The sequence below is a fragment of the Mycobacterium colombiense genome (genome assembly GCF_003284975.1).
Lineage (GTDB): Bacteria > Actinomycetota > Actinomycetes > Mycobacteriales > Mycobacteriaceae > Mycobacterium > Mycobacterium europaeum_A.
In genome coordinates this window covers 1-13,046 of the sequence record NZ_QMEU01000057.1, presented here as the reverse complement: position 1 = coordinate 13,046, position 13,046 = coordinate 1, and the positions used below count along the sequence as shown (strand labels likewise).

Genomic DNA, 13,046 nt, shown 5'->3' with positions numbered 1-13,046 from the left:
CACCCATGCAAGCAGACCCGGTCCGGGTCCGCTTCTGTCCCTCGCCCACCGGCACCCCGCACGTCGGCATGGTCCGCACGGCGCTGTTCAACTGGGCCTACGCCCGACACACCGGGGGCACCTTTGTCTTTCGCATCGAGGACACCGACGCGCAGCGCGACACCGAGGAAAGCTATCTGGCGCTGCTCGACGCGCTGCGCTGGCTCGGCCTGGATTGGGACGAGGGTCCCGAGGTGGGCGGACCCTACGGTCCCTACCGTCAATCGCTGCGCCGTGAGATCTATCACGACGTGGTGGCCAAGCTGCTCGAGACGGGCGAGGCCTACTACGCCTTTTCCACAACGGAGGAGGTCGAGGCGCGCCATCTCGCCGCGGGCCGTAATCCCAAGCTGGGCTACGACAATTTCGACCGCCAGCTGACCGATTCCCAGCGCGCTGCGTTCCTGGCGGAGGGCCGCAAGCCGGTGGTGCGGTTGCGGATGCCCGATGAGGATTTCAGCTGGGACGACCTGGTGCGCGGGACCACCACCTTCGCGGCCGGCACCCTGCCCGACTTCGCGTTGACCCGCGCCAACGGAGAACCGTTGTACACCTTGGTGAACCCGGTCGACGACGCGCTGATGAAGATCACCCACGTGCTGCGTGGTGAGGATCTGCTGCCGTCGACCCCGCGCCAGCTCGCGCTGTATCAGGCGCTGATCCGGATCGGTGTGGCCGAGCGCACACCGCAGTTCGCCCACCTGCCAACGGTATTGGGGGAGGGAACGAAAAAACTCTCCAAGCGCGACCCGCAGTCCAACCTGTTCGCCCACCGCGATCGGGGCTTCATCCCCGAAGGCCTGCTCAACTATCTCGCCTTGCTCGGCTGGGCGATCGCCGACGACCACGACGTGTTCAGCCTCGAGGAGATGGTCGCCGCCTTCGATGTGGTCAACGTCAACTCCAATCCCGCCCGCTTCGACCAGAAGAAGGCCGACGCGCTCAACGCCGAGCACATTCGGCTGCTCACGGTCGACGACTTCACCGCCAGGTTGCGCGCCTATCTCGACGCTCATGGTCATCGCCTCGGATTGGACGACGCCGCCTTCGCCACCGCCGCCGAGTTGGTGCAGACCCGGATCGTGGTGCTCGGCGACGCCTGGGACCTGCTGAGGTTCCTGAACGACGACGAGTACGCGATCGACCCCAAGGCGGCCGCCAAAGAGCTCGGACCCGACGGCGCCGCGGTGCTGGACGCGGCGCTGGCCGCCCTGGACGGCGTGGCGGACTGGACGGCGCCGGAGCTCGAGGCCGCGCTCAAGGCAGCCCTCATCGACGGGCTGGGGCTCAAACCGCGCAAGGCGTTTGGTCCGATCCGGGTGGGGGCCACCGGGACGACGATCAGCCCGCCGTTGTTCGAGTCGCTGGAGCTGCTTGGCCGCGACCGCAGCCTGGCGCGGCTGCGGGCGGCGCGTGAGAACCCCGGGCGGGACCCAGGCTGAGCGAGACGACCGCGCGTGCGCAGTGCCCGGCCAGACTTTGGTAGTCTGCACTGCGGTTTACGAATGCCGACGACGGCTGGCGGCGGCGGACTAGCACAGAGCTCATGAACGTCCGCATATGCGCTGACCAGCGGTTTTAGGTGGCCGATGGGGTATGGTGTAATTGGCAACACAGCTGATTCTGGTTCAGCCATTCTAGGTTCGAGTCCTGGTACCCCAGCAAAACTCACTCCGCCTCAAGCGATTAGGTGGGCCTAGCGGGGTGAGCTATGCTGACTGCTCGGATCGTTTCTGGCCCCGTCGTCTAGCGGCCTAGGACGCCGCCCTCTCACGGCGGTAGCGTGGGTTCGAATCCCATCGGGGCTACAAATATCGCAGCTACTGGTCGGTCCCCAAGACCGCCGGTGCTGTCGATCCACCCACCGGCATGGCCGGCAGGCCGAGTTTGCGGTGATCCCACGACCTAGCCCGCTGGGCCACGATGCGAACGCAGACGCGCTTGTTCATCATCTGCTCCACGAACGGCTTCATGTCGTCGGTGTAGGGACCGGTGTAGCGCTCCCAGACGCTGACCCCCACGCGGTGCGCGACGTCGGGATCGTCGACGATCTCGGCGACGCCCTCGAAGGACACCCCGCGCAGTGTGTCGTAGGTGTGGCCGTCCTCGATCAGAAAGCTCACCCGCGGATCGCGCTTGAGGTTGACGGCCTTCTGCGACTTGGCCTTGGTCTCCAGCCAGATCTCGCCATCGACGACGGCGTACCACATGGCGGTCAGGTGCGGTTGGCCGTCGGCGCCGATGGTAGCCAGCGTGCCGGTGCGGCTATTGACGACGAAATCGGCGATCTCGTCTTCGGACATGACGATGCTCGCGCGCTGATTGGTTCCCATGGCGGTCAGTCTGTCAGGCCGGGTGCCGTCCGCTGTGCGCCGGTGGCTCAGAGGCGACGGGTGAGCGCCTCGGCGGCCGACAGCAGATCGGCCGCCCAGCGGGCCCCCGGGCGTCGGCCGATCCGGTCGATGGGTCCCGACACCGAGATGGCCGCGACGACGGCACCGCGGCTGTCACGCACTGGCGCCGACACGCTCGCCACCCCCGGCTCGCGCTCGGCCACGCTCTGGGCCCAGCCGCGCCGGCGCACTTCGGCCAGCGTGCGTTCGGTGAATTTCGCCGTCGCGAGCACCGCTTTCTGCGTGGCCGCGTCGCTATGGGCCAGTAACACTTTCGCCCCCGACCCGGCCGTCATCGGCAGTCGCGCCCCGATCGGAACCGTATCGCGAAGGCCGGCAGCGGGTTCCAGCGCGGCCACGCACACCCGGTCGGTGCCCTCGCGGCGGTAGAGCTGCACGCTTTCGCCGGTGGACTCGCGCAACAGGGGCAGCACCGCGTTGCTGGCGGCCAGCAACGGATCGTTGACATGGGCCGCGAGTTCGGTGACGGCCGGGCCGAGCAGCCAGCGTCCTTCGTCGTCGCGCGCCAGCAGGCGGTGGACTTCGAGGGCGGCCGCCAGCCGGTATGCCGTGGCGCGGGGCAAGGAGGTGCGCTCACACAGTTCGGCCAACCCACAGGGTGATTGAGAGACCGTGTGCAGCAGCCCCACGGCTTTGTCCAGGACGCCGATACCGCTATGCTGTCTCATAAGAAGATACTAGCGTCTCGCATTCTGAGATCCCAGCCCGGATGATCGGCGAGGCCGCTACTCGAGGCGAATTGAGGCGAGTCCGATATGGGAACCGATCAAGGGGCGGCGGCGGCCGCCACCAAACCGCGCACTTTGGCCGAAAAAGTTTGGGAAGACCACGTTGTGGTGTCAGGAGGTGCCTCGGAGCAAGGAGGGGCGCCCGACTTGATCTACATCGATCTGCACCTGGTGCACGAAGTCACGAGCCCGCAGGCCTTCGACGGCCTGCGCCTGGCCGGCCGGCCGGTCCGCCGTCCCGATTTGACGCTGGCGACCGAGGATCACAACGTCCCGACCATCGATATCGACAAACCGATTGCCGACCCGGTGTCGCGCACCCAGGTCGAGACATTGCGGCGAAATTGTGCCGAATTCGGTGTGCGGCTATATCCAATGGGCAATGTCGAGCAGGGCATCGTGCACGTGGTCGGGCCGCAGCTGGGCCTCACCCAGCCGGGAATGACGATCGTTTGTGGGGACAGTCACACCTCGACCCACGGCGCATTCGGCGCATTGGCCATGGGAATTGGCACCTCGGAGGTCGAGCATGTGCTGGCCACTCAGACGTTGCCGCTGCGGCCGTTCAAGACGATGGCGGTCAATGTCGATGGGCAGCTGCCCGCCGGCGTGACGGCCAAGGACATCATTTTGGCCCTGATCGCCAAGATCGGTACCGGCGGTGGGCAGGGGCACGTCATCGAATATCGCGGCAGCGCCATCGAATCGCTGTCGATGGAGGGCCGGATGACCGTCTGCAATATGAGCATCGAAGCCGGTGCCCGGGCGGGAATGGTGGCTCCGGACAAGACCACATTCGATTTTCTGCGTGACCGTCCGCACGCGCCGCAAGGTGCGCAATGGGATGCGGCGATGCGCTATTGGGAGCAGCTGCACACCGACCCCGGTGCCGAATTCGACACCGAGGTCTACCTCGACGCCGCATCGCTGAGCCCGTTCGTGACGTGGGGGACGAACCCCGGCCAGGGCGTGCCGCTGGCCGACGCGGTGCCGGATCCCGACCTGATGACCGACGACGGGCAGCGCCAGGCGGCCGAGAAAGCGTTGGCATACATGGACCTTCGACCCGGCACCCCGATGCGTGACATCGCCGTCGACACGGTGTTCGTGGGCTCTTGTACCAACGGTCGTATCGAAGACTTGCGCGTCGTCGCCGACGTGCTGCGCGGTCGCAAGGTCGCGCCCGGCGTGCGGATGCTCGTCGTGCCGGGCTCGATGCGGGTGCGCGCCCAGGCCGAAGCCGAAGGGCTGGGCGAGGTTTTCACCGCCGCGGGCGCTGAATGGCGCCAAGCAGGCTGCTCGATGTGCCTGGGGATGAATCCTGACCAGCTTGCGCCGGGGGAGCGGTGCGCCGCGACGTCCAACCGCAACTTCGAAGGGCGCCAGGGTAAAGGCGGCCGCACGCATTTGGTGTCGCCGGCCGTTGCCGCCGCGACGGCGGTTCGCGGCACATTGTCCGCTCCAGCCGACTTGAGCTGACGTATCCGACTGCGAAGGGATTGAGCATGGAAGCTTTTCACACCCACACCGGTATCGGTGTGCCGCTGCGGCGCTCCAATGTCGACACCGATCAGATCATTCCGGCGGTGTATTTGAAGCGCGTCACCCGAACCGGTTTCGAGGACGGCTTGTTCGCCAGCTGGCGGTCGGATCCGTCATTCGTGCTAAACCTCAGCCCCTTTGACCGGGGGTCAGTGCTGGTGGCCGGACCCGATTTCGGGACGGGGTCCTCACGCGAGCATGCGGTGTGGGCGCTGATGGACTATGGGTTCCGGGTGGTCATCTCGTCTCGATTCGGTGACATTTTCCGGGGCAACGCCGGCAAGGCCGGACTGCTGGCGGCCGAAGTCTCCCAGGACGGGGTGGAGCTGCTCTGGAAGCTCATCGAGGCAAGCCCGGGCTTGGAAATCACTGTCAATCTTCAAGATCGAAATATCACCGCGGGAACGACGGTGCTGCCGTTCAAGATTGACGACCACACCGCTTGGCGCTTGCTCGAGGGGCTGGACGACATAGCCCTTACGCTGCGGAAACTCGACAATATCGAGTCATTCGAGAAGGGCTACCCGCAGTGGAAACCGCGCACTGTGCCCACCTCCTGAACGCTTGGCCGCGGCCGATTTTCTGCTTGATCGGCTAACTAAACCGAGCCGATTTATAAGGCCCTCCACCGGTCAAGGGCGGCAACCGGATTGCGAAAGCGCCGTACGCCTTGCCGTGAAATTGCGCGTGGCTCTTGGAAATTTGCTGGGTGAGGGTTTACCGTGTCCACTAGTCGGTTCAAATCGAGGACCACTAGTGTCGGAGGGATTGATGAACAAGGCAGAGCTCATTGATGTGCTCACAACTAAATTGAACACGGACCGTCGACAGGCGACCGCTGCGGTCGAGAACGTTGTCGACACCATTGTGCGTGCGGTACACAAGGGCGACAGCGTCACCATCACCGGGTTCGGCGTTTTCGAACAGCGGCGCCGCGCAGCACGGGTTGCCCGCAACCCGCGGACCGGTGAGACGGTGAAGGTTAAGCCGACGTCCGTCCCGGCGTTCCGCCCCGGTGCCCAATTCAAAGCGGTTGTGTCTGGCGCACAGCGCCTCCCGTCGGACGGCCCGGCCGTCAAGCGCGGTGTGGTAGCCGGTGGTGGCGCGGCCAAGAAGACCGCCGCGAAGAAGGCCCCGGCCAAGAAGGCTGCGGCCAAGAAGGCTCCGGCCAAGAAGGCCGCGGCCAAGAAGGCTCCGGCCCGCAAGGCGGCGACCAAGGCTCCGGCCAAGAAGGCCGCGACCAAGGCTCCGGCCAAGAAGGCTGCGACCAAGGCTCCGGCCAAGAAGGCGGCGACCAAGGCCCCGGCCAAGAAGGCGGCGACCAAGGCTCCGGCCAAGAAGGCGGCGAGCAAGGCTCCGGCCAAGAAGGCCGCGGCCAAGAAGACGACCGCGCGCCGCGGTCGCAAGTAAGCGGAGTCAAGTTCTAGACACGAGTACCCTTCGGGCGGCAACGGTGCCCCCGAAGGGTATTCGTGCGCTTAGCGGCGGGCTGCCGCCATCAACGCTAGCGGCGGTCGCAAGCGCGGCCGTGGCGATCGCAAGCGCGGCGTAGCCGGGCGCAGCGGGTCGCCACTACAGGTCGAGCCGGGCGCGGCGGGCCGCCGCCATCAACGCTAGCGGCAGTCGCAAGCGCGGCTAAGCCGGGCGCGGCGGGCCGCCGCCATCAACGCTAGGCCCGGACGTTGGCGGCCAGCGCGCCGCCGATGTGGTCGGCGGCCACCAACTTCCCGCCAGACAGTGACAGCACCCAGGTGCTGCCCTTGTGGTTGCGCGATTTGTCGGGCCGCACGCCGTCGCGCTCACACCACCACGCGATCAGGTCCGGAATCACCTTGCCCTGAGTGCAGACAACCGCCGTGCCGTGCTGCTCGGCGATATCGAGCATTCGGTGGCGGCCGCGTTTCGCGTTCTTGGCGTAGGCCTCTTCGGTGAGGGTGGGCTCGTTGTGCACGGGCACGCCCAACTCCTCGGCAAGCGGTTCCACGGTCTGATGGCAGCGGACGCGGTCGGCCGCATACACCTGCGACGCCCCGAAGGCGAGCAGCTGCGGAACCAGCGCCTCGGCCTGCGCGCGTCCGCGCTTGTCCAGCGGCCGCTTGGCGTCATCGCCGGAGAAGCGCGATTTGCGCCCGGCCGTGCCGTGCCGGACCACCAACACGGTATGGGTGTCCGCGGGCTTTTTGTTGAAGTGGCGCAACACTTTTCGATCCTGCGCATAGTCGAGCTTCTGCATCGCCTGGGCGATGGGCAGCCACACCAACCCGTCCACCTCGTGGCCCGGCACGAACTCGCCGCCGGTGGCGCGTGCGGCCCAGTAGAAGACCTTTTTGACGCCCGCCTCGATCGGATAGCTGACCAGGTTCAGCCGCCGGCCGAGGATCGCGTGCTGGCCCGTCTCCTCCTGCACCTCGCGCACGGCGGCCACCGGGGCCGTCTCGCCGGGGTCCACCTTGCCCTTGGGCAGTGACCAGTCGTCATACCGCGGCCGGTGGATGACCGCGATCTCGATGTCGTGGTCGGCGGCGTCGGCATCGCCGGGTCGCCACAGCACCGCGCCGGCGGCATAGACCACTCGGCTTCCCGAGCGCCGATCGGTGGACGAATTATGGGTCGGCACCTCAACTCCTGCAGATCAATTCACCTCAGGGCCGCACGCAACGAGATGCGGCCCGAAAGAACAACTCCGAAATCACCGCACAGAGCTAGGGACTGCGATGGCGCTCCATCAACGATACTTGGTGGTCGCGCACGGTATGGCCTTCTTGCGGCGACGGGGTCCACTGCCCGTCGGGCCCCAGTTCCCAGCACCGGGTGGACGGATCCAGTGCGGATTCGAACAATTCGTCCAGCTGCCCGGTGAGCTTGGGATCCTTCACCTGCACCAACACCTCCACGCGCCGATCGAGGTTGCGGTGCATCATGTCGGCGCTGCCGATCCAGAATTCGTTGATGTTGCGGAAATGGATGATCCGCGAATGCTCCAGGAAGCGGCCGAGAATGGAGCGCACGACGATGTTTTCGGAGAACCCCTCGGCGCCGGGGCGCAACGCGCAGATGCCGCGCACCACGACCTCGACCCGCACTCCGGCCTGCGATGCCCGGTAGAGCGCATCGATCACCTGCTCGTCCACCAACGCGTTCATCTTCAGACGAATTCGCCCGTTGCCTCGTTCGCGGTGCGCGGCGATCTCACGTTCGACGCGTTCGATGATGCCGGTGCGAATTCCGTGCGGCGCCACCAGCAGGTTGCGGTAGGCGACCTTACGCGAATAGCCGGTAAGCGAATTGAACAAATCGGTGAGGTCCGCACCGATATCCGGGCTCGCCGTCAGCAGACCGACATCCTCGTAGAGGCGGGCGGTCTTGCTGTTGTAGTTGCCGGTTCCGATGTGGCAGTACCGCCGGATCGCCGATCCTTCCCGGCGCACCACCAGGCACGTCTTGCAGTGCGTCTTGAGCCCGACGAGGCCGTAGACCACGTGCACGCCCGCCTGCTCGAGTGCGCGCGCCCAACGGATGTTGGCCTGTTCGTCGAAGCGCGCCTTGATCTCGACAAGCGCCACGGCCTGCTTTCCGGCCTCGGCCGCTTCGATCAGGGCCCGCACGATCGGTGAATCACCGGAGGTGCGGTACAGCGTTTGTTTGATCGCCAGCACATTGGGGTCCGCGGCGGCCTGCTGAATGAAGCGCTGCACGCTGGTGGAGAAGGAGTCGTAGGGGTGGTGCACCAGGACGTCGCCCTCGCGCAGCGTCGCGAAGATGCTCTTGGGGGATTCGCGGTCGGCGAAGGCGGGGTGGGTGTCCGGGACGAACGCGGGGTCCTTGAGCACCGGCCGGTCCAGTCCGTAGATCTGCCACAGCGACGAAAGATCCAGCAGCCCGGGCACTTCGATGACGTCACCAGGGTGCACGTCGAGTTCGCGCAACAACAGCTCCAGCATGCCCTCGGTCATGTCGTCGGCGATTTCGAGTCGTACCGGCGGCCCGAATCGCCGGCGCGCCAATTCGCGTTCCAGCGCCTGCAGCAGATCCTCGTCGCGGTCCTCCTCGACCTCCATGTCGGCGTTGCGGGTGATGCGGAAGGCGTGATGCTCCACGATTTCCATGCCCGGGAACAGAAGAGGAAGGAAGGCCGCGATCAGTTCTTCGGTCGGCAGGTACCGGACGATGGTCCGTCCGGAGCCGTCGGCATGGTCGATGGCGGCCAATTCGACGAAGCGATCGACGTTGTTGGGCACCTTGACTCGGGCGAAGTGCTGGCCGCCGTCCTCGGGCTGACGCACCATCACCGCCAGGTTCAGGCTCAGCCCGCTGACGAACGGGAACGGGTGCGCCGGGTCGACGGCCAGCGGTGTCAGGACGGGGAAGACCTGTTCGGTGAAATAGGTCGACAATTCGTCGCGCTCGGCCTGATCGAGGTCGGCCCACGTGACGATGTGGATGCCTTCCTCGGCGAGCGCCGGCCGCACCGAATCCAGGAACACTCGCGCGTGCCGGGTCGCGATCCGCTGAGTCTGTTCTCCGATGAGGGCGAGTTGCTTGCGCGGCGTCAAACCGTCGGCCGAGCGGACCGACAATCCCATCTCGTCACGGCGTTTGAGACCGGCGACGCGCACCATGTAGAACTCGTCGAGGTTGGAGGCGAAGATCGCCAGGAACTTGGCGCGTTCCAGCAGCGGCAACGAGTTGTCGTCGGCCAGCGCCAGCACGCGGGCGTTGAAGTCCAGCCAGCTCAGTTCCCGGTTGAGGTAACGGTCGTCCGGCAGGTCGGTCAGCGCGGCCTGGGTCGCAGCCGGTGGTGCTGCCACGGCCGAGTCGCCCGAATGCCACAAGTTCTCGTCGGGTCGCGCCTCAGCTTCGATTTCAGTCACCCTGCGATCATTGCTCATCACGCGTGGGTGCTGCTAGCGCTCGCGGGACATCCATTCGCCGTTGGGTCGACGTTCACCCGTCGGACAGATATACGCGCAGCGATCGAAATCAGTGCGGCGCGATGGCCCGGGCGGTCGCTGCCCCCACCCCGAGGCGACGGGCGGTGGCGAGGTCGGTGGGCGTGTCGACGTCACACCGCAGGCCCGGCCAGGGGCCGGTCAGCTCGATCGCACCCGAACTGCGGTGCCGCGCCGAGGAATCGGCGCCGAATCGCGGGTCGAGCGGGCTTCCGAACGCGAACAGCGCCGCGGTGCCGGTGGCCAGTCGGTCGGCGACGAAACTGCGCCGGTGCTGGCGTGCGGCGGCGATCGCCTCGTTCAACTCCTGAGTCTGCAACGCGGGTAAATCACCTTGCAGCGCAACGACATTGGCGAAGGAGCCGCCGACCGCGCGTTCGGCGGTGACGATCGCGTTGTTCAGCGGATCGGGGTGACCCTCGGGTGTGGGATCAACCAGCACGTCGGCGCCCAGCTCGGTGGCGGCGGCGGCCGCCGCGTCGTCGGGCGTGATCACGGTGATCGAGCCCAGCGCTCGGACCCGCCCGGCGGCAGTCAGGGTGTCCACCAGCATGGCGAGTACCACGCTTTCCCGGGTGCGCGCCGAGAAGACCGGGGCCAGCCGGGTCTTGGCCGCGGCCAACCTCTTGACGGCGATGATCAGGGCGACGTCGCCCGCGCCGTTGGCCGAACCGTCGGCTCGTATGCCGCTCATGACATGCCATCCTGCCAGCGACGCCACGCCGCCGGGACATGCTGGCTCGCGTGACGCCCGGTCCGTCGCTGATCTAGGGTGTAGCGGCTGCAAGTGCCGCGTGAGCTACACCGACCACGGACAGGGGGTGGTACATGACCAGCACATCGTCGGGTGCCGTGGCGGTCATGGGTGCCGGGGCGTGGGGCACGGCGCTGGCCAAGGTGCTGGTCGAGGCGGGGGGATCGGAAGCGGCGGTCACGCTGTGGGCCCGCCGACCCGAGATCGCCGAGCAGATCAACACCACCCGCTGCAACCCCGACTACCTGCCCGGCACGTTGCTGCCGCCGGGCATCCGCGCCACCGCCGACCCCGCCGAGGCCCTGCGCGACGCGTCCACGGTGCTGCTCGGCGTGCCGGCGCAGACCATGCGCAGCAACCTCGAGCGCTGGGCGCCGCTGATCCGTCAGGGCGCGACACTGGTGAGTCTGGCCAAGGGCATCGAACTGGGCACCCTGATGCGGATGAGTCAGGTGATCGTCTCGGTCACCGGTGTCGACCCGGCTCAGGTCGCGGTGATCTCGGGGCCGAACCTGGCCAGCGAGATCGCCGCATCCCAGCCCGCCGCCACCGTGGTCGCGTGCAGCGACTCGGGGCGGGCCGTCGCCCTGCAGCGCATGCTGAACAGCGGATACTTCCGCCCCTACACCAACAGCGATGTGGTCGGCACGGAGGTCGGCGGGGCCTGCAAGAACGTCATCGCGCTCGCGTGCGGGATGGCGGTCGGTGTCGGGCTCGGCGAGAACACCACGGCGGCGATCATCACCCGCGGCCTGGCCGAGATCATGCGGCTGGGGATCGCGCTGGGCGCCAAGGGCGCCACACTGGCCGGGCTGGCCGGAGTGGGCGATCTGGTGGCCACCTGCAGCTCACCGCATTCCCGCAACCGTTCGCTGGGCGAGCGGCTCGGCCGGGGAGCGAACATCCAGGCGGTGCTGGGCGGCACACCCGACGGCGGCGACGGGCACGTCGTCGAGGGCGTGACGTCCTGCGTGTCAGTGCTGGCACTGGCCGCCAGTTACGACGTCGAGATGCCCCTGACCGACGCCGTGCATCGGGTGTGCCACAAGGGCCTGTCGGTCGACGAGGCGATGGCGCTGCTCCTGGGCCGCAGCACCAAGCCCGAATGAAAAGGCCAGGCGAAGGGCCGCCACCCGACCGGGACGGGTGCCACCCGGTAGCCTCTTGAGATTGTGAATGCCAGCGAGCGGTCGGCGCCGCGTCCCGGCTCACCCGGTGGCGAGCGGGTGCGCGTCGCCGTCGTCTTCGGCGGGCGCAGCAACGAGCACGCCATCTCGTGCGTCTCGGCGGGCAGCATTCTGCGCAACCTGGACCCGGATCGGTTCGACGTGGTCGCGATCGGCATCACCCCGGAGGGTTCGTGGGTGCTGACCGACGGCGACCCGGCCGCGCTGGCGATCACCGACCGGAGACTGCCCGAGGTGACCGCCGAATCGGGCACCGAACTGGCGCTACCGGCCGACCCCCGGCGCGGCGGCCAGCTGGTGTCCCTGGCGCCCGGCGCCACCGAGGTCTTGGCGTCGGTCGACGTGGTGTTTCCGGTGCTGCACGGCCCCTACGGCGAGGACGGCACGATCCAGGGCCTGCTGGAGCTCGCCGGGGTGCCCTACGTGGGGGCCGGCGTGCTGGCCAGCGCGGCCGGCATGGACAAGGAATTCACCAAGAAGCTGTTCGCCGCCGAGGGATTGCCCGTCGGTGACTACGCGGTGCTGCGCCCCTCGCGCTCGAGGCTGCGCCCCGAGGAGTGCGAGCGGTTGGGCCTGCCGGTCTTCGTCAAACCCGCGCGCGGCGGCTCCTCGATCGGGGTGAGCCGGGTGTCGAGCTGGGATCAGCTGGACGCCGCCGTCGCGGCCGCGCGCCAACATGACCCCAAGGTCATCGTCGAGGCGGCGATAGTCGGCCGGGAGCTGGAGTGCGGCGTACTCGAAATGCCCGGCGGCACAGTCAAAGCCAGCACGCTGGGCGAGATCCGGGTGGCCGGGGTGCGCGGCCGCGAGGATTCTTTCTACGACTTCTCGACCAAATACCTCGACGACGCGGCCGAACTGGATGTGCCCGCCAAGGTGGACGACGAAATCGCCGACGCGATACGGCAATTGGCGGTCCGGGCGTTCAAGGCCATCGATTGCCAGGGGCTGGCTCGGGTGGACTTCTTCCTCACCGAGGACGGGCCGGTGCTCAACGAGATCAACACGATGCCGGGATTCACCACGATCTCGATGTACCCGAGGATGTGGGCGGCCAGCGGCGTGGATTATCCGACCCTGCTGGCGACGATGGTCGAGACGGCATTGGCCCGCGGCGTCGGCCTGCGCTGACTGGCGCTCGTGGCGATCGCAAGCGCGGCGTAGCCGGGCGCGGCGGGTCGCCACCATCGGCTAGTGGGGCGGACCGGGGTCGATCGGCGCCGCCGGCATGCTGCGGTCGATCACCTCGGAAATCTGCTGGATCGGTGTCGGGCCCGACCCGGTCGGCAGCGTGAGCGCCACGTAGGCCCCGCGGTCCACCGCGTACCAGGTCGATCTGCCCGCGTCGCCGCCGGACTGCTGCTCGGGCCTCACCTGGAACCACTGCACTCGGTCGACGACCTGGATGGGGGCGCCGAGCACGAACTCGGCCG

At 67.4% G+C, this 13,046-nt stretch carries 12 protein-coding genes and 2 tRNA genes; 8 read left to right on the top strand and 6 right to left on the bottom strand.

Annotated elements, in window-relative coordinates; all coding sequences use genetic code 11:
• Window positions 1-5 precede the first annotated feature (5 nt).
• The 3 genes from gltX (at window position 6) to DQP58_RS17430 (ending at window position 1,847) form a co-directional block, all read left to right on the top strand.
• Window positions 6-1,481: a glutamate--tRNA ligase gene (gltX, locus tag DQP58_RS17440; RefSeq protein ID WP_112709531.1), complete on the top strand. Its 1,476-nt coding sequence runs from the start codon at window positions 6-8 to the stop codon at window positions 1,479-1,481.
• A 148-nt stretch (window positions 1,482-1,629) separates the two neighbouring features.
• Window positions 1,630-1,701, top strand: a tRNA-Gln gene (locus DQP58_RS17435).
• Window positions 1,702-1,774: 73 nt separating this feature from the next.
• Window positions 1,775-1,847 (top strand) — tRNA-Glu (locus DQP58_RS17430).
• A 12-nt stretch (window positions 1,848-1,859) separates the two neighbouring features.
• Here the strand turns inward: DQP58_RS17430 and DQP58_RS17425 are convergent.
• Together DQP58_RS17425 and DQP58_RS17420 are read right to left on the bottom strand one after the other, a co-directional pair.
• Window positions 1,860-2,372 carry a pyridoxamine 5'-phosphate oxidase family protein gene (locus DQP58_RS17425; protein ID WP_112709530.1) on the bottom strand — a complete coding sequence of 171 codons (513 nt, stop codon included), beginning with the start codon at window positions 2,370-2,372 and terminating at the stop codon, window positions 1,860-1,862.
• A gap of 47 nt (window positions 2,373-2,419) precedes the next feature.
• Complete coding sequence (locus DQP58_RS17420; protein WP_112709529.1) at window positions 2,420-3,121, bottom strand: IclR family transcriptional regulator; 702 nt, start codon at window positions 3,119-3,121, stop codon at window positions 2,420-2,422.
• 87 nt (window positions 3,122-3,208) lie between these two features.
• Between DQP58_RS17420 and leuC the strand changes: the two genes are divergently transcribed.
• The 3 genes from leuC (at window position 3,209) to DQP58_RS17405 (ending at window position 6,133) form a co-directional block, all read left to right on the top strand.
• Window positions 3,209-4,660, top strand: a complete 1,452-nt coding sequence (leuC, locus tag DQP58_RS17415) for a 3-isopropylmalate dehydratase large subunit (protein ID WP_112709528.1) — start codon at window positions 3,209-3,211, stop codon at window positions 4,658-4,660.
• Between the two features lie 26 nt (window positions 4,661-4,686).
• The gene (gene leuD / locus DQP58_RS17410) at window positions 4,687-5,283 is read left to right on the top strand and encodes a 3-isopropylmalate dehydratase small subunit (protein WP_112709527.1); all 597 of its coding nucleotides are present in this window, start codon (window positions 4,687-4,689) and stop codon (window positions 5,281-5,283) included.
• Between the two features lie 211 nt (window positions 5,284-5,494).
• Complete coding sequence (locus DQP58_RS17405) at window positions 5,495-6,133, top strand: HU family DNA-binding protein (protein ID WP_112709526.1); 639 nt, start codon at window positions 5,495-5,497, stop codon at window positions 6,131-6,133.
• 259 nt (window positions 6,134-6,392) lie between these two features.
• On the opposite strand, the gene DQP58_RS17400 is transcribed toward DQP58_RS17405, so the two are convergent.
• The 3 genes from DQP58_RS17400 to cofC all read right to left on the bottom strand — a co-directional run bounded on the left by DQP58_RS17400 (window position 6,393) and on the right by cofC (window position 10,366).
• Window positions 6,393-7,340 (bottom strand): NUDIX hydrolase, encoded by a 948-nt coding sequence (locus DQP58_RS17400; protein WP_112709525.1) that lies wholly within the window; start codon window positions 7,338-7,340, stop codon window positions 6,393-6,395.
• Window positions 7,341-7,425: 85 nt separating this feature from the next.
• Window positions 7,426-9,615: an RNA degradosome polyphosphate kinase gene (locus tag DQP58_RS17395; RefSeq protein ID WP_112709524.1), complete on the bottom strand. Its 2,190-nt coding sequence runs from the start codon at window positions 9,613-9,615 to the stop codon at window positions 7,426-7,428.
• A gap of 88 nt (window positions 9,616-9,703) precedes the next feature.
• Window positions 9,704-10,366 carry a 2-phospho-L-lactate guanylyltransferase gene (cofC, locus tag DQP58_RS17390; protein WP_112709523.1) on the bottom strand — a complete coding sequence of 221 codons (663 nt, stop codon included), beginning with the start codon at window positions 10,364-10,366 and terminating at the stop codon, window positions 9,704-9,706.
• A gap of 134 nt (window positions 10,367-10,500) precedes the next feature.
• On the opposite strand from cofC, the gene DQP58_RS17385 reads away from it, so the two are divergent.
• Complete coding sequence (locus DQP58_RS17385) at window positions 10,501-11,535, top strand: NAD(P)H-dependent glycerol-3-phosphate dehydrogenase (RefSeq protein WP_112709522.1); 1,035 nt, start codon at window positions 10,501-10,503, stop codon at window positions 11,533-11,535.
• 63 nt (window positions 11,536-11,598) lie between these two features.
• On the top strand, window positions 11,599-12,744 hold the full coding sequence (locus DQP58_RS17380) for a D-alanine--D-alanine ligase family protein (protein ID WP_112709521.1): 1,146 nt from the start codon (window positions 11,599-11,601) through the stop codon (window positions 12,742-12,744).
• 60 nt (window positions 12,745-12,804) lie between these two features.
• On the opposite strand, the gene DQP58_RS17375 is transcribed toward DQP58_RS17380, so the two are convergent.
• A partial coding sequence (locus DQP58_RS17375) for a DUF3515 domain-containing protein (protein WP_133259392.1) occupies window positions 12,805-13,046 on the bottom strand: 242 nt, incomplete at its 5' end.

Bases quoted from the DNA above. Each gene is read 5' to 3' on its own strand.
- gltX (WP_112709531.1), top strand. From the start codon at position 6: ATGCAAGCAGACCCGGTCCGGGTCCGCTTCTGTCCCTCGCCCACCGGC.
- DQP58_RS17425 (WP_112709530.1), bottom strand. From the start codon at position 2,372: ATGGGAACCAATCAGCGCGCGAGCATCGTCATGTCCGAAGACGAGATC.
- DQP58_RS17420 (WP_112709529.1), bottom strand. From the start codon at position 3,121: ATGAGACAGCATAGCGGTATCGGCGTCCTGGACAAAGCCGTGGGGCTG.
- leuC (WP_112709528.1), top strand. From the start codon at position 3,209: ATGGGAACCGATCAAGGGGCGGCGGCGGCCGCCACCAAACCGCGCACT.
- leuD (WP_112709527.1), top strand. From the start codon at position 4,687: ATGGAAGCTTTTCACACCCACACCGGTATCGGTGTGCCGCTGCGGCGC.
- DQP58_RS17405 (WP_112709526.1), top strand. From the start codon at position 5,495: ATGAACAAGGCAGAGCTCATTGATGTGCTCACAACTAAATTGAACACG.
- cofC (WP_112709523.1), bottom strand. From the start codon at position 10,366: ATGAGCGGCATACGAGCCGACGGTTCGGCCAACGGCGCGGGCGACGTC.
- DQP58_RS17385 (WP_112709522.1), top strand. From the start codon at position 10,501: ATGACCAGCACATCGTCGGGTGCCGTGGCGGTCATGGGTGCCGGGGCG.